The organism is Frateuria sp. GZRR33 (genome assembly GCF_051900425.1).
In the GTDB taxonomy this organism is placed as follows: domain Bacteria; phylum Pseudomonadota; class Gammaproteobacteria; order Xanthomonadales; family Rhodanobacteraceae; genus Frateuria_A.
In genome coordinates this window covers 265,950-284,241 of sequence record NZ_JBHZGK010000003.1, presented here as the reverse complement: position 1 = coordinate 284,241, position 18,292 = coordinate 265,950, and the positions used below count along the sequence as shown (strand labels likewise).

17 protein-coding genes are annotated in these 18,292 nt (G+C 70.7%); 11 read left to right on the top strand and 6 right to left on the bottom strand.

Annotated features, from left to right (window positions below):
• Positions 1 to 8: 8 nt before the first annotated feature.
• Positions 9 to 1,100, bottom strand: coding sequence for a 2Fe-2S iron-sulfur cluster-binding protein (locus tag ACFWZU_RS05465; RefSeq protein ID WP_439700413.1), 1,092 nt, complete (start codon positions 1,098 to 1,100; stop codon positions 9 to 11).
• A gap of 32 nt (positions 1,101 to 1,132) precedes the next feature.
• On the opposite strand from ACFWZU_RS05465, the gene ACFWZU_RS05460 reads away from it, so the two are divergent.
• The 4 genes from ACFWZU_RS05460 (at position 1,133) to ACFWZU_RS05445 (ending at position 4,519) form a co-directional block, all read left to right on the top strand.
• On the top strand, positions 1,133 to 1,570 hold the full coding sequence (locus tag ACFWZU_RS05460; RefSeq protein WP_439700412.1) for a hotdog fold thioesterase: 438 nt from the start codon (positions 1,133 to 1,135) through the stop codon (positions 1,568 to 1,570).
• Positions 1,571 to 1,759: 189 nt separating this feature from the next.
• Entirely contained in the window at positions 1,760 to 2,704 is a 945-nt protein-coding gene (locus ACFWZU_RS05455) for a serine/threonine protein kinase (RefSeq protein WP_439700411.1), read from the top strand.
• Positions 2,705 to 2,772: 68 nt separating this feature from the next.
• On the top strand, positions 2,773 to 3,207 hold the full coding sequence (locus ACFWZU_RS05450; RefSeq protein ID WP_439700410.1) for a hypothetical protein: 435 nt from the start codon (positions 2,773 to 2,775) through the stop codon (positions 3,205 to 3,207).
• Between the two features lie 124 nt (positions 3,208 to 3,331).
• Positions 3,332 to 4,519, top strand: coding sequence for a class I SAM-dependent rRNA methyltransferase (locus tag ACFWZU_RS05445; RefSeq protein ID WP_439700409.1), 1,188 nt, complete (start codon positions 3,332 to 3,334; stop codon positions 4,517 to 4,519).
• Positions 4,520 to 4,747: 228 nt separating this feature from the next.
• Here the strand turns inward: ACFWZU_RS05445 and pgaD are convergent, their stop codons facing one another.
• The 5 genes from pgaD to ACFWZU_RS05420 form a co-directional block, all read right to left on the bottom strand.
• Entirely contained in the window at positions 4,748 to 5,215 is a 468-nt protein-coding gene (gene pgaD, locus ACFWZU_RS05440; protein WP_439700408.1) for a poly-beta-1,6-N-acetyl-D-glucosamine biosynthesis protein PgaD, read from the bottom strand.
• Positions 5,212 to 6,468: a poly-beta-1,6-N-acetyl-D-glucosamine synthase gene (pgaC, locus tag ACFWZU_RS05435; RefSeq protein ID WP_439700407.1), complete on the bottom strand. Its 1,257-nt coding sequence runs from the start codon at positions 6,466 to 6,468 to the stop codon at positions 5,212 to 5,214. Before pgaC ends, pgaD begins: the two co-directional genes overlap by 4 nt.
• A 2-nt stretch (positions 6,469 to 6,470) precedes the next feature.
• A complete protein-coding gene (gene pgaB / locus ACFWZU_RS05430) occupies positions 6,471 to 8,306 on the bottom strand; it encodes a poly-beta-1,6-N-acetyl-D-glucosamine N-deacetylase PgaB (protein WP_439700406.1) in 1,836 nt (611 codons plus the stop codon).
• Position 8,307: 1 nt separating this feature from the next.
• Complete coding sequence (pgaA, locus tag ACFWZU_RS05425) at positions 8,308 to 10,362, bottom strand: poly-beta-1,6 N-acetyl-D-glucosamine export porin PgaA (RefSeq protein ID WP_439700405.1); 2,055 nt, start codon at positions 10,360 to 10,362, stop codon at positions 8,308 to 8,310.
• Positions 10,363 to 10,556: 194 nt separating this feature from the next.
• On the bottom strand, positions 10,557 to 11,750 hold the full coding sequence (locus ACFWZU_RS05420) for an NAD(P)/FAD-dependent oxidoreductase (protein ID WP_439700404.1): 1,194 nt from the start codon (positions 11,748 to 11,750) through the stop codon (positions 10,557 to 10,559).
• Between the two features lie 122 nt (positions 11,751 to 11,872).
• Here ACFWZU_RS05420 and ACFWZU_RS05415 point away from each other — a divergent pair, with 122 nt between their 5' ends.
• From ACFWZU_RS05415 to ACFWZU_RS05385, 7 genes are all read left to right on the top strand, one after another.
• Positions 11,873 to 12,943, top strand: coding sequence for a DNA topoisomerase IB (locus ACFWZU_RS05415; protein WP_439700403.1), 1,071 nt, complete (start codon positions 11,873 to 11,875; stop codon positions 12,941 to 12,943).
• Between the two features lie 46 nt (positions 12,944 to 12,989).
• Positions 12,990 to 14,432: a DNA recombination protein RmuC gene (gene rmuC, locus ACFWZU_RS05410; protein ID WP_439700402.1), complete on the top strand. Its 1,443-nt coding sequence runs from the start codon at positions 12,990 to 12,992 to the stop codon at positions 14,430 to 14,432.
• Positions 14,433 to 14,573: 141 nt separating this feature from the next.
• Positions 14,574 to 15,173, top strand: coding sequence for a GTP cyclohydrolase I FolE (folE, locus tag ACFWZU_RS05405; RefSeq protein WP_439700401.1), 600 nt, complete (start codon positions 14,574 to 14,576; stop codon positions 15,171 to 15,173).
• 401 nt (positions 15,174 to 15,574) lie between these two features.
• On the top strand, positions 15,575 to 15,910 hold the full coding sequence (locus ACFWZU_RS05400) for an EF-hand domain-containing protein (protein WP_439700400.1): 336 nt from the start codon (positions 15,575 to 15,577) through the stop codon (positions 15,908 to 15,910).
• Positions 15,911 to 16,016: 106 nt separating this feature from the next.
• Complete coding sequence (locus tag ACFWZU_RS05395; RefSeq protein ID WP_439700399.1) at positions 16,017 to 17,327, top strand: TCR/Tet family MFS transporter; 1,311 nt, start codon at positions 16,017 to 16,019, stop codon at positions 17,325 to 17,327.
• A gap of 14 nt (positions 17,328 to 17,341) precedes the next feature.
• Positions 17,342 to 17,854, top strand: coding sequence for a DUF1993 domain-containing protein (locus tag ACFWZU_RS05390; RefSeq protein ID WP_439700398.1), 513 nt, complete (start codon positions 17,342 to 17,344; stop codon positions 17,852 to 17,854).
• Between the two features lie 161 nt (positions 17,855 to 18,015).
• Positions 18,016 to 18,228, top strand: coding sequence for a hypothetical protein (locus ACFWZU_RS05385; protein WP_439700397.1), 213 nt, complete (start codon positions 18,016 to 18,018; stop codon positions 18,226 to 18,228).
• Positions 18,229 to 18,292 lie beyond the last annotated feature (64 nt).

The following is an 18,292-nucleotide window of genomic DNA, read 5'->3' as shown; positions in this document are numbered from 1 at the left end:
CTGGCCGTCTATCCGCCGATGCCGGCGCGGCCGGCCAGGATCTGCGCCAGCACGTCGGGCGCGTATTCGAAGGAATCGAAATAGAGCCGCTCGTCGGGCAGCCCGGCCTCGGCGAACGTCTGCCGGCCGGCGTCGATCATCGCTGGCGGCCCGCTCATGTAGACCTCGTGACCGGACAGGTCCGGCTGGTCCTCCAGCACCGCCTCGTGCACCAGGCCGGCGCGCACGCCCGAGGCGGCGGCCTGCTCGGGGTCGGACAGGACCGGGTGGAAGGCAAGGTTCGGCGCCTCGCGCGCCCAGCGCTCGGCGAGTCCGCGCAGGTACAGGTCGCCGGCGCTGCGCGCGCCCCAGTACAGCGCCATCGGCCGGCGCGTGGGCAGCGCCAGGAAATGCTCGACGATCGCCTTGACCGGCGCGAAGCCGGTGCCCCCGGCCATGAACACCATCGGCCGCTCCGAATCCTCGCGCGGCACGAAAGTGCCCAATGGCCCCTCGACGTGCAGCCGCGCGCCGATCGCCAGGCCCTCGTGCACCCAGGACGTGAAACCGCCGCCCGCCACGTGGCGCACGTGCAGCTCGATACTGCCGTCCTCCTTCGGGCCGCTGGCGATCGAGAACGGCCGGCGCCTGCCCTCCTCCAGCAGCACATCCAGGTACTGGCCCGGCAGCCAGTTGAGCGGCTTCTGGCCGGCCACGGGACGCAGTACCAGGCCAGTGACGCCCGGCGCCAGCGATTGCTTGCCGGTCACCTCGACGGTGAGACGGCGGCGCGCGATGTCCTCCACCGACGTGACCTCGCGCGCGGCGATGGTCAGGTCGCTGGCCGGCACCGCCTGGCACAGCAGGATCGCGTGGCGCGCCATCGCGCTGCCGCTCAGCGCGACCGGCGGATTGCGCGGATAGCCGCACTGGCCGGCCAGCAGCGTGGCCTTGCAACTGCCGCAGACGCCGGCGCGACATGAGTACGGCAGCGCGATGCCGGCGCGCTGCGCGGCTTCGAGCACGGTTTCGCCCGGCGCGGCGGGGAAGGTTCGGCCGGAGTTCTGGAGGGTGATGGTGAACACCCGCGCATTGTCGCCGCGAGGGCCGTGGACGGACAATGCATGCTTTCCCTTGAAGCGGCGCGTTCCCCATGGCGATCTGGAAGCAGGCACCCGACCTCGAGCGCATCAATGCGTGGAGCGACAACACGCTGATGCAGGTGCTCGGCATCCGCTTCACGGCGATCGGCGAGGACTGGCTCGCCGGCACGATGCCGGTGGATGCGCGTACGCACCAGCCGTTCGGGCTGCTGCACGGCGGCGCCTCGGTGGCGCTGGCCGAAACGCTGGGCAGCACCGGGGCGCTGCTGACGCTCGACCCGGAACTGGAGGTGGCGGTCGGGCTGGACATCAATGCCAACCACGTGCGTGGCGTGCGCTCGGGCGTGGTCACCGGGACGGCGAAGGCGCTGCACCTGGGCCGTTCGACCCAGGTGTGGGAGATCCGCATCGAGAACGAGGAGGGCGCGCTGGTGTGCATCTCGCGGTTGACCATGGCGGTGGTGCCGCGGCGGGCGGTGGTGCGGTGAACGACGGGTCGGAGCGCGCGTGCACTGCTCCCTCTCCCCAGCCTTTTTCGAAGATGGGGGAGAGGGTTGGGGTGAGGGGCCGGGGCTCGCGGGGATGAACGTTCGAAGCGCGCGAAGAGGAGCCACGCACGTGCGAAGTGCCGTCGAAAAACTGCTCCCCCTCCCCGGAGGGGAGAGGGAGCCAAAAGCATGAGCACCACCCCCTACGCCAACCTCACCCCCGACCTCGTCCTCGACGCCGTCGGCGCCTGCGGCCTGTGGCCGGATGGCCGCCTGCTCGCGCTCAACAGCTACGAGAACCGCGTCTGGCAGGTCGGCATCGAGGATGCGACGCCGGTGATCGCCAAGTTCTACCGGCCCGGGCGCTGGAGCGACGAAGCCATCGCCGAGGAACACGCCTTTGCGCTGGAACTGGCCGCGGACGAACTGCCGATGGTCGCGCCGCTGGTGTTCGACGGCCGCACCCTGCTCGACCACGCCGGCTACCGCTACGCGCTCTACCCGCGCCGGGGCGGGCGCGCGCCCTCGCTGGAATCGGCCGAGCAACTGGAGTGGCTGGGGCGCCTGATCGCGCGCCTGCATGCGGTCGGCTCGCGCTCGCCGTTCCGCCATCGCGAGCGCATCGACCGGACCACGCTGGTCGAGCGTCCTGCGCAGGCGGTGCTGGCCTCGCCGCTGCTGCCGCCGCACCTGGCCGAGGCCTACCGCACCGCCGTGCACCGGCTGGACCGGGCGGTGGCCGCACGACGGGAGGCGGTCGGTCCCGTGCGCCAGCTGCGGCTGCATGGCGACTGCCATCCGGGCAACCTGCTTTGGACCGACGCCGGCCCGCACTTCGTCGATCTCGACGACGCACGCACCGGCCCTGCAGTACAGGATCTGTGGATGCTCGCGCATGACGACGCGGCCATGGACATGCTGCTGGCGGGCTATACGTCCATGCGAGACTTCGACCACGACGAGCTCGCGCTCATCCCGACCCTGCGCGCCATGCGCCAGGTCCACCACGCCGGCTGGATCGCTCAGCGCTGGGCCGACCCGGCGTTTCCCGCCGCGTTCCCGTTCGCCGCCGAACCGCGCTGGTGGGAGCAGCATGTCGCCGACCTGCACGAGTTGGCCGACACGCTGGACTGAAGTCGCACACGCGGCGCCGCAAACGCGGCACACTCCGCGCTTTCGTTCACGTGCCCGGAACCTGTTCCATGCGCAGTTTTCTTTTCCGCCTGATCGGCATCCTCGAAATCGCCGGTGGCCTGTACGGCGCCGCGGGCGCGCTGCGCCGGCTGCTGGTGATGGGCTCGACCTACGACATGCTGCATGCGCTGCTGGCGCTGATCGCCTTCGGTTTCGTGCTGTTGGCGGGCGTGTGGCTGGTCGAGGGGAGCGATCGCGGCGTGGCGTTCTCGCGCGTGGCGCAGCTGCTGCAATTGCCGCTGATCGCCACGCCAGTGTTCAGCTATGCGTTGCACGCGGGGGCCTTCCTCAACATCCACACCACCTTCCACCTGGCGCGGCCGTGGCTGGACTGGAACTTCGGCACGCAGGGTTTCGTGCTGGCGGTGGCCGGGCCGTCGGTGTCGCGGATTGGCGTGAACCTGCTGGCGGTGGTGTCCTGGTTGATCCTCAAGCTGCGCTAACCGGATTGTAGGAGCGCCCTTGGGCGCGACCGCCATGTCCGTCGGCAACGCAAACCCCCGCATGGCGGTCGCGCCCAAGGGCGCTCCTACAGGTGTCGAGGGCGGCGCCGGGTATCATGGCGGGATGAACACCCCTTCCCCGCAAGATCCCGCCGCGCAACCTCGCATCCGCCTCAAATCCGACCGCGCGCCAGGCCACCCGTGGGTGTGGTCGGCGCAGGTGTACAAGCCCGAGCAGCGGTTGCCACCGGGCAGCGTGGTCGAGGTGGTGGACAGCAAGGACCGTTTCGTCGGCCGCGGCTTCTGGAACGGACACGCCCGCATCGCGCTGCGCCTGCTCACCAGCGACCCGTCCGAAGCGATCGACGCGGACTGGATCGCCGCACGCATCGCGCGCGCCGTGCAACTGCGCCGCGAACTTTTGCACCTGGACCACGCCAGCGACGCCTGGCGCGTCGTGCACAGCGAGGGCGACGGCCTGTCCGGCCTGGTGGTCGACCGCTACGCCGACATCCTGGTGATCGAGTACTTCGCCGCCGGCATGTGGAAGTTCCGCGAGGCGATCCACGCCGCCCTGCTCGCACACTTCCCCGGTGCGCGGCTGTACTGGTTTGCCGAGAGCCACGTGCAGAAGCAGGAATCGTTCGACTGCCGCAGCCCCGAGCCGCCGGCGCCGGTCGAGGTCCACGAGCACGGGCTGGCGTTCCACGCGGCGCCGGGGCTGGGCCACAAGACCGGCTTCTTCGCCGACCAGCGCGAGAACCGCCGCCGCTTCGGCGAGTTCGCGCGCGGCCGGCGCGTGCTCGACCTGTGCTGCAACTCCGGCGGCTTCGCCGTGCACGCCATGGCCGCCGGCGCGCGCGAGGCGGTCGGCGTGGACATGGATGCGGGCATCCTGGAGATCGCGCGCGCCAATGCCGCGGCGAACGACCTGGCGATCGACTTCCAGCAGGCGGACATCTTCGACTGGCTGCGCGAGGCGGCCGCGCGTGGCGAGCAATACGACGCGGTGATTCTCGATCCGGCCAAGCTCACGCGCGACCGCAACAAGGTGTTCGACGCGCTGAAGAAGTACTTCGCCATGAACCGCCTGGCGCTGGACGTGATCCCGCCCGGCGGCCTGCTGCTGACCTGCTCGTGCACCGGTCTGGTGGCCGAGGCCGACTTCCTGGAAATGCTGCGCCGCGTGGCGCTCAATGCCGGCCGCGAGATCCAGGTGCTGCAGGTCGCCGGCGCCGGCGCCGACCATCCGGTGCGCGCCGACGTGCCGGAAGGGCGCTATCTCAAGGCTGTGTTCTGCCGGGTCGAGTGATCCCCGCTGGGTGGGCTTCAGCCCACGCTGCTCCGCCACCGATCCGATGATGGGCTGAAGCCCGCTCTACGGGCTCCAGTCTTGCGATCCGGCGAAGCTGCCAAGCATGTCTTTCGAGGACCTATGCATGCCGCCCGCGGAACGCGTTCCGCGGCAAGCAGGGCGGGCTTCAGCCCAGCGCTGTTTCAGCGCACATCCGATGGTGGGCTGAAGCCCACCCTGCGAAACCTAGGCCGGCTCGGGTTCGCGATCCGGCGAGCGGCGCACCACCGGCCGCGCATGTTTGTCGAACACCAGCGTGCTGTGCTGCTGGCTGCGCAGGGCCTGGGCCTCGCGCGGGTCGATGTCCAGCGCCATCGCTTCCTCGATCAGCGTCACCGCGGCCGGCCCCTGCCGACGGCGGGTCCTGTGCGCGAAGCGGGCCTGGTTGTAGTAGGCCCAGCCAGCGAATACCACCGCGCTGACCAGTGCGTAGCCGAGGATCGCCAGCAGGTCGGTGGTCTGGTTCGCGTAGGCCTCGGCCGACAGCTCGATCCAGGCCGTGCGCACGCCGGCCAGCCAGGCGACCAGCGTGATCACCGGCAGCCACAGGTAGAACCACAGCATCCACGCCACCAGCGTGACCAGCGAGGACAGCGCGCGCTGCGTGGGCGTGCGGCGACGTTCGTTCTGGATCAGGAAGCCTTCGGCTTTCATCGCAGCCCCCGGTCCGGGCTGACCCATACCGCGCGCACGCCGCGGCGCTTGAGCAGCGCCTTGGGGAACGCCACGACGGTGGTCAGCGTATTGATCATCCAGTAGGCGATCGGGTACCAGATCATCCAGTAGTAGTTGCGCCCGATGCGCGTCTCGTAGCGCCGGTCGACGACCAGGCTGAGCATGAACTGGGTAAGGCAGGTCAGGCCGAGGATGACGCCGTGCCAGCGCGGCAGCAGGCTGGGCACCGCCAGTTCCGGCGGCAGCGCAATGAACTTGCCGACCGCCCACAGCGCGACCACCACCAGCATCAGGTAGGCCCACACCAGGCTCAGCAGGTATTCCAGCGCCACCGGCCACATGCGCCGGCGGCGCCAGTTGAACAGACCGGCGGCGTAGCGCAGCAGCACCTCGCTGCCGCCCTGCGCCCAGCGCAGGCGCTGGCGCCACAGGCCATGCACGGTTTCGGGGGTGAGCAGCCAGCACAGCGCGTTGGGCTCGTAGCGCACGTCCCAGTGGCGCATCTGCAGGCGCCAGCTGACGTCGATGTCCTCGGTGACCATGTCGACGTTCCAGTAGCCGACGTCCAGCAGCGCGCGCTTGCGGAACGCGGCGATCACGCCCGACACGGTGAAGATGCGCCCGTACACGCGCTGGGCGCGCTTGATCAGGCCGATGATCGAGGAGAACTCGCCGACCTGCAGCTTCCCGAGCAACGTCGAGCGGTTGCGGATGCGCGGATTGCCGGTGACCGCGCCCACGCGGGAGCTGTCCAGCAGGTGGCGCATCATCCAGTGCGCGGCGTGTTCGTCCAGCAGGGTGTCGCCGTCGATGCACACCAGGAACTCGTGGCGTGCCGCAAGCGCCGCCATGCGCAGCCCCATCGCCTTGCCCTGGTTGGCGGCGAAGTGGATCACGCGCAGCTGTGGCACTTCCTTCGCCAGCGCGTCCAGTTGCTCGCCGGTATCGTCGGTGGAACCGTCGTTGACCGCGATGATCTCGAATTCCGGCCAGCGCTGGCGCGCCAGTTGTTCGATCGTCTCGCGGATGTGCGTGCCCTCGTTGTGGCAGGGCACCAGGATGCTGATCGGTGGCTGCTCGGGCAGCGGCTGGGGTTCGGTGCGCGGTGGCTGCCGTCGCTCCCAACGCAGGAAGTAGAGGATGCTGCCGCTCATCCACAGCATCGACATCACCAGCGGGTAGTAGAAGGCGAAGTCGAGCAGCACGGACAGGGCGTGGTTCGTCGTTTCCACGATCAGCGCCCCTTGTACGGATAGGTGGCCGAGGAAATGCCCGGGCGGATGCGCTCGAGCTCGGGATGGTCGGCCGGGAAGTCGTCCGGGTAATAGCCCAGGTGCATCGCGCCGTGGACCTGCAGCAGGCGCATGCGGGCCAGCACCGCGTCCGTGTCAATCCGACGGTGCGTGCGCCAGTCTTCGGTGGCGAGCTCGAACACGGTCTTTTCGCGCGCGCCCGGCACCGTGGCAACGGCCGACGCAAGCTGTTCGAACCAGGCCTTGTTCGCCCTGGCGCCATCGAGCTGCGGCATCGCCATCAGGCCCACTTCGTCGTAGCCGGCCACGAACGCCGGCAGCGACTGCGCGAACCAGGCTTCGGCCTTGCCGTCGAGCACGGGCGCGGCGAACAGGTTGCGCGCGGTGCGCAGCTGCGGCCGCCAGCGGCGTGCGCGCTCGGTCAGCTCGTGGGTGTAGTCGACCAGCCATGCGGTGCGCGCGGGGCCCGGCGGCGGCGCGTCGTGCAGGCGGTCGGTGTCGCGCAGCAGCGCGTCGTCGGAGAACAGCAGGCCGTCGAACTTGGCGTAGCTGGCCAGGTCCTCGTAAAGGTCGCCGATCCACTCGCGCACGGCCGGCTGCGAGGGATCGAGCCGCGCCACGTCCTTGCCCTCGCCGTCCAGCACCCGCGCCGCCACCGGGTCGCCCGCGCGCGGGCGGAACGCTAGCGCCGGCATCCACGCGTAGACATGCACGCCGGCGCGGGTCTGCAGTTGCCAGGCCACGCGCGAGAACAGGTCCGCCCGCATCGGCAGGTGGCGGTTGGGGAAGTACAGCGCGTCGGCCACGCCGTCGCCGTCCGGATCGGCGTAGGCCTGCAGCCAGACCTGGTCGACGTCCATCCGCTTGATGCGGTCGAGCAGCTGCGAGAGGTTGCGTTCGCGCTGCACCGGATCCGGGTCATAGACATAGTCGAGGTCGACCTGGACCACGCGGCGCGGTTCCACCTCGTGCGTCGGCATCAGTTGCCAGGCCAGATCCGCCACGCCCGGATCGCCGCCCAGCAGCAGGCGTGGCAGCGTGCGGTCGCGGGCCGGGTCCGGCACGGCGTCGGAGAGCGTCAGCGACATCTCCATGCCGAGTGCCGCGGCGATCTCGCGCGCGGGACGGTTGAAGGCGCCGTAGGGCCACACGATCGCCTGCGGCGACTGGCCGGTGTGCTCGCGGATCGCCGCCGCGCTGCGGGTGAGGTCGTCGGTGATGCGCTCGCGCCAGGCCGCCTCGGTTTCGTAGCGGCTGCCGGCGGGGTCGTAGCGGCGCGTCACCGCCGAAGGCAGCAGGTTGCCTTGCGGGTTGCCGAGGATGCCCTCGTGCAATGCGTCGGTATGCGAGGCGATCTCGACCAGCCCCGAACGCTGCATCTGCCGCACCTGCGCCCAGGTGACGAAACAGGAGGCGTCGCAGTCGCGGCCGTTGTAGTCCAGGCGGTCGCCGGGCGTGGTCTCGATCCAGCCGGTCACCAGCGCCAGCAGCGCGGGGTAGTGGTAGGCCTGAAGCAGCGGGTAGACGCGCGTGTAGAAGCTTTCCAGACCGTCGTCGAAGGTGAGCAGGAAGGCCTTGTCCGGCAACGCGGGCCCGCCGTGCGCGGCGGCGCGCACCTGCGCCGCGCTGACCGCGGTCCAGCCGTTGGCGTGCAGGTATTCGAGGTGGCCGACCAGGTGATCGAGGCTGGTCGCGTCCGGGTCGGTGGTCGGCCCCTGCGCGGGGTCATGGATGTCGTGGTAGCTCAGGATCACCAGCCGGCCGGCGTGCGCGGGCACGGCCAGCAGGAGCAGCAGGGCGAGGATCAGGTAACGCATGTCACTCCCCCCAGTGCAGGGTTAGTTCGAGCGTGGCGCGCGTTTCGCGGCGGCCGTCGTAGGGCTGGCTGTGCCAGCCCAGGCGCCAGCCGAAACCGAGCCCCTCGTGCGGCTGCCAGGTCTGTCCGTAGGCGACGTCGGCGACCCAGCCGGCCGACTGGCCCTGCTGCGCGTAGCTGCCGACCGCCACGTCGACGAGCTGGTGCCAGCTGCGCCCGTAACGTGCGGCCAGCACGTGGTCCAGGTGCGCGGTGACCGTAGCGGCGCCGTCGCGCTCCGGGTTGAAATAGGCGGTATCGGCCAGGGTGTTGTGCGAGGCGTACAGGTCCGCGCCCAGGTCCAGCTGCAGCCGCGGGCGGGTCAGCACGCGACCGCTGACGCCCAGGTCGGCCGCGCGTCGGCGGTTGCCGTCGCTGAAGTTGGCCGCCTGCACGCCCAGCCGCGCGGCGAGCAGTTCGCTCGCGCGCCACTGGACCGTGCTGTCCAGCGTGCTGCCATGGATGCCGTAGTAGCGCGCGCGCAGCGGGATGTCGGCGCCGGCGCTGCTGGCGTCGGTGCTCCACGCCCAGTGGTCGCTGATCGTCCAGTCGAAACCCGCCTCGATCGCGGTGGGGTCGTCGCCGGTGCCGCGCGTGGGCAGCGCCTGCAGGTAGGCCTGCACGCCGCGCCACTGGCCGCGCACGCCCAGGCCGGCGTCGGTGCGATGCGCATCGCCCTCGGGCAGCGAGGCCTGCGCATGGCGGGCGACCGCGTAGAGGCGCCAGTGGTCGGCCAGCAGCGGCGAGGCGAGCGTGGCCAGGGTGTCCTGGTCACGGTCGCCATAGTCGATGGTGCTGCCGTGGCCAAAGGTCTGCGCGGCGTCGAACTGCCAGCCGCGCTGGCGGTCCCAGGCGCGACGCGCGCGCTGCACCTGCGCATTGCGCGGGTACTGTGCCTGGAGCGTTTCCAGGCCGGGTTCGACGCTGGCGAAGTCGCCCAGGTCGCGGCGGGCCTCCAGCTGGCCCAATCGGACGCCGATGTCCTGCGGGTCCAGCCCCTGTGCGATCGCCAGCTCCGCTTCGGCGCGTCGCGGCCAGCCGCGGCTGCGTTCGTTGTTGCCCAGTTCGCGCCGCCAGGATGCGCTGGCCGGTGCCTCGCGCACGCCTGCGGCCAACCGCGCGTTGGCTTCAGCCAGCAGGCCGGCGTAGCTGCGCAGCAGCGCGGCGTTGAGGTCGTCCTCGCTGCGGTGAGGGTTGGCCACCGGCGCGGACTGGCCCGGCTTGCGCAGCCACACCGGCTGCGCGGCGGCCGCCGTGTCGATGGCCTGCCTGGCCCGGGCGTACTGGCCGGCTTCGCTGTAGGCGTACATCAGCGCGATGGCCGGGTCGGACTCCGCCTCCGGAAGGCTGCCCGGGTCCGCCGGACCCGCGCGCTCGAGCAGGCGGGCGGCCTCCTCCGGCCGCTCGCGGTCGAGCAGCGCATCGGCCAGCGGACGCAGCACGTAGCCCGGCAGGGCCTCGCGTTGCGCCGGGGTCATCGCGTCGTAAGCCGCCACCGTTTCGGTCGAACGGCCCCCGGCCTGCAGCGCGACCAGCCGGTCCAGGCCGGCGCGGCGCACGATCGCCCGGTCGTCGGCATAGCGCGCGATCACCGCATCGATCCCGCGCACCGCCGCGTCGGCCGCCGCGTACGGGTCGGCCCCGGGGGCGACCGGGTCGCGCGCCGCGCGCCGCGCGCGCTGGGCCGCTACGTCGGCATCCAGCCGGGCCAGCAGCGCGGGGTCGGCCGGCAGCGCCTGCGCCAGCTCGCGGGCGCGGCCGACCGCGCCGGCGTCAGCCAGGATCGCGACCTGCCTGCGCAACAGTTCGACGTCGTGGGGATGTTCGCGCAGCGCGTCCTCGCAGATGGCGAGCGCGCGGGGCCAGTCACCGGCCTGGCGCAGCCGGTCGATCGCGGCGGCGGCCTCGCCCGGGCCGGCCGTGTCGGCCATGGCGGGGGCGGCCAGCAGCGCCGCCCACACGGCAACGGCGAGCGCAACGCGTCGGCTGCCCACTGGAATGGGGCCTCGAATGGGCATGGCCGTTTGTCCCCCTGCTCCTGTCCGCTCCGGCCGGGTCGGCTGCCGGGGAACGGAGGGTCGATCTGTGCGCGAGCGCGTTTTTTGTGAACTCTATCACAGGGAATTTCGCGGTTTCTTGACAGCCGTCCGGCCTTCCAGACTGCTGTCCCGACTGCATCCACTGGGCCCGGGCGCCGGCAGGTGGCCCGCTTTCAGCCGTCGTGCGGGATGCGTCCGCGCAGCGAGGACGCATCCCATGGGCCGGCCTGCGCGATGAGCCCGCGCGCGGCGTCCACCTGCCCCCACACGTTCCACAGCAGCACGCCGCGCATGCGGCCGTTCTCCAGGTAATAGACCACGCCCTTGCGGTGCGGCTCGCTCCAGTCCTCCACCACCTGCAGGCGCGCGTCGATGAGGCCGACTGCCTCGTAGCCGAGATCGAACAGGTCCGAGTAGAAATACGGCAGGGTGACGAAGTCACTGCCGGCACCGGCCATCGCGCGGCCGGCATGCGTGCCCATCTCGACGGCCGCGTTCTCGTGCTCCACGCGCAACCGACGGCCGAGCGACGGATTGAAGAAGTTGGCCATGTCGCCGGCGGCCCAGATGTGCGGGTCGCTGGTACGCAACTGCGCGTCGACCACCACGCCATCGCCGACCTCCAGGCCCGCCTGCTGGGCCAGTGCCGTGTCGGGCGTCACGCCGAGGCCCGCGGCCACGGCATCCACGCACAGGCGCCGGCCGTCGGAAAGCACCAGTTCGACGCCGTCGTGGCTGTCCTTGCCATCGACCACTTTCACCCCGGACAGCAGCTCCACACCGCGCTCGCGGTAGTAGTCGTCCAGGAACGCCGACAGCGCAGGCGGGTAGCGCCCACTGCCGATCGACGCGCCCGGGAACAGCAGGGTCACCTTGCAGCCGATGCCGCGGAGCGAGGCAGCCAGCTCGCTGCCGATGAAACCGCCGCCGACCAGGGCGACGTGCGCATCCGCCACGGCGTGGCGACGCAGGCGCCGGTAGTCGTCGAGCGTGCGGAACGCGATGGCGCGATCGCCCGCGTCGAAGGGCAGCGGACGCGGCGTGGCGCCGGTGGCCAGCAGCAGGCGGCCGTAGCGGTAGCCGTCGCCGTGGCCGTCGCCGACGCGGCGACTGGCCCGGTCCAGCGACTGCACGCGCCGACCCAGGTGCAGCATCGCCCCGGTGGCAGCGGTGTCCAGGTCGATCGATTCGGGCGTCTTGTCGCCCTTCCACAGCGCCTTCGACAACGGCGGCCGCTCGTAGGGCGGCGAGGTTTCCGCGCTGACCAAGCCGATGCTGGCCGCCGCATCCCCGGCGCGGATCGCCTTGGCCGCCGCGTCGCCCGCCATGCCGCCGCCGATGATCAGGTAGTCGTACGCGTATTCCATGGTCCGCTCCCTTGGCCTGCCCTCCGCCCATGATGCGCCCGTTCGGCGAACGCGGGAGACGCCGCGGTGCAAAGCCTGCCTGCACACGGCCTTGATCGTCGCGCCCGCCACACTTGGGGTCGATGAACACCCGCCCCAGCGAACCCGATCCGACCCTGCGCGCCGAGGTACGCAAGGCCGGCCTGGTCTACGTCAGCGACGCGCAGCCGGGCATTCGCCGGCTGCGGCGGGGCAAGGGCTTCGGCTACCGCGATGCCGATGGCCAGCCGGTCACCGACCGGGCCGAACTGGCGCGCATCCGAGCGCTGGCGATCCCGCCGGCCTACGAAGACGTGTGGATCTGCGCCAACCCCGACGGCCACCTGCAGGCCACCGGGCGCGATGCGCGCGGGCGCAAGCAATACCGCTACCACCCGGACTGGCGCGCTCTGCGCGACCACGGCAAGTTCGACCGCACCCTCGCCTTTGGCGCCGCGCTGCCCAGGCTGCGCCGGCGCACCCGCCAGGACCTCGCACTGACCGGCCTGCCGCGGGAGAAGGTGCTGGCGCTGCTGGTACGCCTGCTGGACGAGACGCTGATCCGCGTCGGCAACGAAAGCTACGCGCGCGCCAACAAGAGCTACGGCCTGACCACGCTGCGCTCGCGCCACGTACGCGTGGCGCGCGGCCGGCTGCGCTTCTGCTTCAAGGGCAAGAGCGGCCAGGAGCAGGAAGTCGAGCTGGACGACACGCGGCTGACGCGGATCGTGCGCCGCGTGCAGCAACTGCCCGGCCAGCGCCTGTTCCAGTACCTGGACGACGCGGGCGAGCGCCAGCCGGTCGACTCGGGCATGGTCAACGACTACCTGCACGAGGCCTGCGGCGAGGCGTTCAGCGCCAAGGATTTCCGCACCTGGGGCGGCACCGCCCTTGCCGCCGGCGTGCTGGCCTGCACGCCGCTGCCGGACAAGGGCGGCGAACGCGCCCGCCGCCATGCGCTGGTGGAAGCGGTCAAGCAGGTGGCCCGGGTGCTGGGCAACACGCCGGCGGTCTGCCGCAAGTCCTACATCCATCCGGACGTGTTCGAGGGCTGGCGCGATGGCAGCCTGCAGCGCGCGATCACCGAGGCCTGTGCGGGCAAGCCACGGGAGCTGGAGAAAGCCACGCTGCGCTTCCTGCGGCAACGCCTCAAGCCGACGCGTCGCGGCAGCTGAGACGGGTGCGCGTAAACTCCGGTTCCGTAGCTTGCCGGAACCTGCCATGCCCCTCGCCGACGTACTGCTCGCCCTCCTGCTCCTGGTCGCCCTCGCCATCCTCGTCTTGCAGGTGGTGCTGCTGCGCCGTGGCCGCGCCGACGACGGCCTCGCCGTCCGCCTGGACGCATTGAAGAGCGACGGCGAGCGCCTCGAACGCACGCTGCGCGAGGAGCAGCGCGCCGGTCGCGAGGAACTGCAGCAGGGTTTCGACCGCTTCCGCACCCACGTCGCCGAGCAGCTGGGCGGCATGTCGCGCCAGCAGGCCGAGCGCATCGACGGCTTCGGCCAGCGCCTGGATGGCCTCACCGCGCGTACCGACGCCGGGCTGCAGGGCCTTGCGCAGCGCCTTGCCGACGATGCGCGCAAGAGCCGCGAGGAAATGGTCCTCACCCTCACCCGCGCCAGCGACCAGCAACGCCAGCAGCTGGCTGCGCTCACCGCCGACAACGAAAAGCGCATGGGCGATATGCGTGCCACGCTGGAAGCCAAGCTCAAGGCACTGCAGGACGACAACGCCGCCAAGCTCGAACAGATGCGCGCCACCGTCGACGAGAAGCTGCAGAGCACGCTCGAGGCACGCCTGGGCCAGTCGTTCCAGCTGGTGTCCGAGCGGCTGGAAGCGGTGCAGCGCGGGCTGGGCGAGATGCAGAGCCTGGCCAGCGGCGTCGGCGATTTGAAGCGCGTGCTCTCGAACGTGAAGAGTCGCGGCATCCTCGGCGAGGTCCAGCTCGGCGCGCTGCTGGAGCAACTGCTCACGCCCGAGCAATACGAATCCAACGTGGTGACCGTGCCCGGCTCCAGCGAGCGGGTGGAATTCGCCATCCGCATGCCTGGCCAGGGCGACGTCGCGCAGCTCTATCTGCCGATCGACGCCAAGTTTCCGGTCGAGGATTACCAGCGTCTGCTCGAGGCGCAGGAAGTGGCCGACGCCGAAGCGGCCGCCGTCGCCGGCCGCGCCCTGGAAACGCGCGTGCGCGAGGAGGCGAAGCGGATCCGGACCAAGTACGTCGCGGCGCCACACACCACCGACTTCGCCGTGCTGTTCCTGCCGACCGAGGGCCTGTATGCGGAAGTGATCCGCCGCCCCGGCCTGTTCGAACTGCTGCAGCGCGACCACCGCGTGGTGGTCGCCGGCCCGACCACGCTCAGCGCGCTGCTCAACAGCCTGCAGATGGGGTTCCGCACGCTGGCCATCGCCAAGCGCAGTTCGGAGGTGTGGAACATCCTCGGCGCGGTGAAGACCGAGTTCGGCAAGTTCGGCGACGTGCTGGACAAGGTCAAGAAGAAGCTGGACGAGGCCGGCAGGCATATCGACGCCACCGGCGTGCGCACCCGCGCGATCGAGCGCAAGTTGCGCGGCGTGGAGACGCTTTCGGGCGAGGTGACCCAGCAGCTGCTCGGGGTGGCCCCGGAGGTCGAGGAAGACCTCGAAGAGGACCTGGGCTGAGGTCCCTCGGCGGGCGCGCATCCGTTCCACAGGCCGGCGCGTAAGAGCAGGCACGCTCCCGGCACGCGCGCTTTGCACATGCCGGGAAGCCAACCCGCGGCATGCCCGCTAAACTTGACCGACCGCAAGCCAAGGATCCGCATGAGCGACTCCCGCCATCCCAACGACGTCACCCAGGCCCAGGCCGAAGAGGCCGTGCGCACGCTGCTGCGCTGGGCCGGCGACGATCCCGCGCGCGAAGGCCTGCTGGACACGCCGCGGCGCGTGGTCAAGGCCTACCGCGACTGGTTTTCCGGCTACGCCGACGACCCGTCCGAATTCCTCAAGCGCACCTTCAAGGAAGTCGAGGGCTACGACGAGATGGTCGTGCTGCGCGACATCGAGTTCGAGAGCCACTGCGAGCACCACATGGCGCCGATCATCGGCCGCGCCCACGTGGGCTACCTGCCGACCAACCGCGTGGTGGGCATCAGCAAGCTGGCCCGTGTGGTCGAAGGCTATGCGCGCCGCTTCCAGGTGCAGGAGAAGCTCACCGCGCAGATCGCCCATTGCATCCAGGAGACCCTGCAGCCGGCCGGCGTGGCGGTGGTGATCGACGCCAGCCACGAATGCATGACGACCCGCGGCGTGCACAAGCGCGGCGTATCGATGGTGACCAGCCAGATGCTGGGTGCGTTCCGCGAAGACGCGCGCACCCGCGCGGAGTTCCTCGACTTCATCGGTATCCGCGGCGCCCGCTGAAGTTTCGTCGTCGGGCCCGATGCAGGGGCGCCCCGCCCCTCGCGTGCGTTTCGACCTTGCCACCCTGAGCCTGCCCGGCGCCCTGCAGGCGCTGTTGCTCGCGCCGCTGTTGCTGGTGGCCACCCGCGCCGATACCGGCCGCGCGCGCACCCGCTTGCCGATGCGCACGCTGGCGAGGCCCCTCGCGGCGAGGTCGCTGGAGCGGAAGGGGAAGTCCAGTCGATACCGCGTCGATCGGCGTGGCATGCTCACGCACGCCGATCGGACGCTCCGGGGGTGCGCCGCGCCGACCGGCGCCTTTACGGGGCGAAGCGCGCCGCCCGCCACCGCGTCGTGGCCGGGGAGGGAGGGTGGGCCTGACGGGCTTGCCGCCGCGGCGCGGGGCCTGCTCCAATGCGCCGATGCGCCACCTGCTTCCGCTCCTGACCGTGCTCTGTGCAACTGCCCACGCCAGCGACTACCCGACCGCGGTCTCCGCCTACCTGGCGCGGTTCGACCGCGACGGCGACGGCCGGATCGCGCCGCAGGAATACGTCGACTACCTAAGCGCCGGCTTCCACGCGATGGATGCCAACGGCGACGGCGTACTCCAGCCCGACGAGCTGCCACCCGGACCGCGGCGCCTGCCGCGCACGCTGGCCGCCTTCCAGGCGGACCTGCGCGCGCAATTCCGCCGCTCCGACCGCAATCACGACGGCTTCCTCAGCGCGCTGGAGCTGGCGCAGCCGCCCGGGTAGCGAAGCCCGGCCCTGCATCCGCCGCACCGCGCCCGTGCCGCGTACGCAGCAATCGGACCGCATCGATGCGCTATCGTGCCCGCTTCATTCGCCGGTGACCCGCCGCATGGATACCCAGCACACCGCACTCAGCGACACGCGCCGCCGCGCGGCGGTGGTCTTCATCTTCGTCACCGTGCTGCTGGACATGCTGGCGTTCGGCATCGTCATTCCGGTGCTCCCGCACCTGATCGAGCAACTGGCCGGTGGCGGCATCGCGAACGCCGCGTGGTGGGTGGGGGTGTTCTCCACCGTGTTCGCGGTGGTGCAGTTCGCCTTCTCGCCGGTGCAGGGCGCGCTGTCGGACCGCTTTGGGCGGCGGCCGGTGATCCTGATCTCCAATCTGGGCCTGGCGATCGATTTCGTGATCCTGGCGCTGGCGCCGACGCTGTGGCTGCTGTTCGTCAGCCGCACGCTGCTGGGCATGACCGCGGCGAGCTTCACCACCGCCAACGCCTACATTGCCGACATCACCCCGAAGGAAAAGCGCGCGGCCGCCTACGGCATGCTTGGCGGCGCGTTCGGGCTGGGCTTCATCGTGGGGCCCGGGCTCGGCGGCTTCCTCGGCGACATATCACTGCGGCTGCCGTTCTGGGTGGCCGGCGGCCTGGCGCTGTGCAACTTCCTGTATGGCTATTTCATCCTGCCCGAGTCGCTGCCGAAGGAACGGCGCACGCCACGTTTCGAACTGCACAGCGCGCATCCGCTGGGCTCGCTCAAACTGCTGCGCCGCTACCCGCAAGTGCTCGGGCTCGGGGTGGTGATGTTCCTGGTGTACCTGGCGCACTACGTGCTGCAGACTACCTTCGTGCTGTACGCGGACTACCGCTACGGCTGGGGCCCGCAGGCGGTGGGCTTCGTGCTGATGCTGGTGGGTGCCTGCGACGGTTCGGTGCAGGCCTTCCTCACCGGACGGCTGACGCCGCGCTTCGGCGAACGGCGGGTGCTGCTGGCGGGCATGGTCTGCGGGATCGGCGCATTCGTGCTGATGGGCGTGGCGAAACAGGGCTGGCTGTTCCTGGCGGGCATCCCGCTGATGGCGCTGTGGAGCCTGTCCGGACCGCCGATCCAGGCGATCATGACGCACCAGGTCGATCCCTCCGAGCAGGGTCGCCTGCAGGGCGCGATCACCAGCCTGGGCAGCTTCGCCGGCATCTTCGGGCCGTACCTGTTCGCTCAGGTGTTCGCTTTCTCGATTGCGCCGACGTCGCCCGTGCACCTGCCGGGCCTGGCCTTCGTGCTGTCGGCGCTGTTGCTGGTCGCCGGCACCATCATCGCCGCGCGTGTGACCGCGCGTACCGCGCCACTGGCCGGCGCCGAGCCCATCCACGACGCGGCGGCCGCCCCCGGCGCGCTGCCGCACGATTCCTCCCACTGACGCTGGAGTTCTCCATGACGCTTTCGATGTACCAGGCTTCCGTCCCCGTGTTCGTGCGTGCGCTGTCCAACCTCGCCCATGTGCTGAAGAAGGGCGAGGCGCACGCCCGGGCCAAGGCCGTGACCGACGAGGTGCTGCTGAACACCCGCCTGATCCCCGACATGCTGCCGCTGGTCAAGCAGGTGCAGATCGCCTGCGACATGGCCGCGCGCGGCGCCGCCCGGCTGGCGGGCGTGGAACCGGCCTCGTTCGAGGACAACGAGACCACGCTGGAGCAGGTCCAGGCACGCATCCAGCGCGCGATCGACTACGTCCAGGGTTTCGACGCCGGCCAGATCGACGGCAGCGAGGGCCGCCAGATCCACCTGAAGATGCGCAACGGCGAGATGGACTTCAAAGGCCAGGATTACCTGTTCGGCTTCGTGCTGCCGAACCTGTATTTCCACTGCACCACCACCTACGTGATCCTGCGCGAGGCGGGTGCGGAGCTGGGCAAGACCGACTTCATCGCCGGCGCGCAGCAGTAGATCTTCCACGGGCGCGGCGGCCAGCCGTCGCGCCCGCCTGAACGAAAGCGATGTGCCGGTTTTCCGGCACGTCGCGAAGCGTGATCGCGCTCACACTCGCCGCCGCGGCATGGCCCGCGCCCTGCTTGTCCCTGCGCGAATCTTCACGCCTCGAGCAGATCATGGACAGCTTCTACGAATGCGTCATTTGTGGCGGCCCGCAGCACGGGCTGGTCTACAAGCGGCCGCTGGACTCCCGCCATCCCACGCCGCTGGCGGTCGTTACCGACGACGGCCAGCTATGCACCCCGGCGGCGCGCAAGTTCGGCTCGCGCGTGGTGCTGCTGCACCCGCAGGCCACCGGCGAGCAGTTCCGGACCATTCTGGCGGCGTAACGGCGTGCCGCGTCACTCGCGCCCGGCGACGCGCAGGTCGCGTTTTGAACGCCTGATGGCAGCG

What these genes read in the sequence shown, in the direction of transcription:
- ACFWZU_RS05460 (WP_439700412.1), top strand. Translation starts at nt 1,133, where the DNA reads ATGGCGATCTGGAAGCAGGCACCCGACCTCGAGCGCATCAATGCGTGG.
- ACFWZU_RS05455 (WP_439700411.1), top strand. Translation starts at nt 1,760, where the DNA reads ATGAGCACCACCCCCTACGCCAACCTCACCCCCGACCTCGTCCTCGAC.
- ACFWZU_RS05450 (WP_439700410.1), top strand. Translation starts at nt 2,773, where the DNA reads ATGCGCAGTTTTCTTTTCCGCCTGATCGGCATCCTCGAAATCGCCGGT.
- ACFWZU_RS05445 (WP_439700409.1), top strand. Translation starts at nt 3,332, where the DNA reads ATGAACACCCCTTCCCCGCAAGATCCCGCCGCGCAACCTCGCATCCGC.
- pgaD (WP_439700408.1), bottom strand. Translation starts at nt 5,215, where the DNA reads ATGAAAGCCGAAGGCTTCCTGATCCAGAACGAACGTCGCCGCACGCCC.
- pgaB (WP_439700406.1), bottom strand. Translation starts at nt 8,306, where the DNA reads ATGCGTTACCTGATCCTCGCCCTGCTGCTCCTGCTGGCCGTGCCCGCG.
- pgaA (WP_439700405.1), bottom strand. Translation starts at nt 10,362, where the DNA reads ATGCCCATTCGAGGCCCCATTCCAGTGGGCAGCCGACGCGTTGCGCTC.
- ACFWZU_RS05420 (WP_439700404.1), bottom strand. Translation starts at nt 11,750, where the DNA reads ATGGAATACGCGTACGACTACCTGATCATCGGCGGCGGCATGGCGGGC.
- ACFWZU_RS05415 (WP_439700403.1), top strand. Translation starts at nt 11,873, where the DNA reads ATGAACACCCGCCCCAGCGAACCCGATCCGACCCTGCGCGCCGAGGTA.
- rmuC (WP_439700402.1), top strand. Translation starts at nt 12,990, where the DNA reads ATGCCCCTCGCCGACGTACTGCTCGCCCTCCTGCTCCTGGTCGCCCTC.
- folE (WP_439700401.1), top strand. Translation starts at nt 14,574, where the DNA reads ATGAGCGACTCCCGCCATCCCAACGACGTCACCCAGGCCCAGGCCGAA.
- ACFWZU_RS05400 (WP_439700400.1), top strand. Translation starts at nt 15,575, where the DNA reads ATGCGCCACCTGCTTCCGCTCCTGACCGTGCTCTGTGCAACTGCCCAC.
- ACFWZU_RS05395 (WP_439700399.1), top strand. Translation starts at nt 16,017, where the DNA reads ATGGATACCCAGCACACCGCACTCAGCGACACGCGCCGCCGCGCGGCG.
- ACFWZU_RS05390 (WP_439700398.1), top strand. Translation starts at nt 17,342, where the DNA reads ATGACGCTTTCGATGTACCAGGCTTCCGTCCCCGTGTTCGTGCGTGCG.
- ACFWZU_RS05385 (WP_439700397.1), top strand. Translation starts at nt 18,016, where the DNA reads ATGGACAGCTTCTACGAATGCGTCATTTGTGGCGGCCCGCAGCACGGG.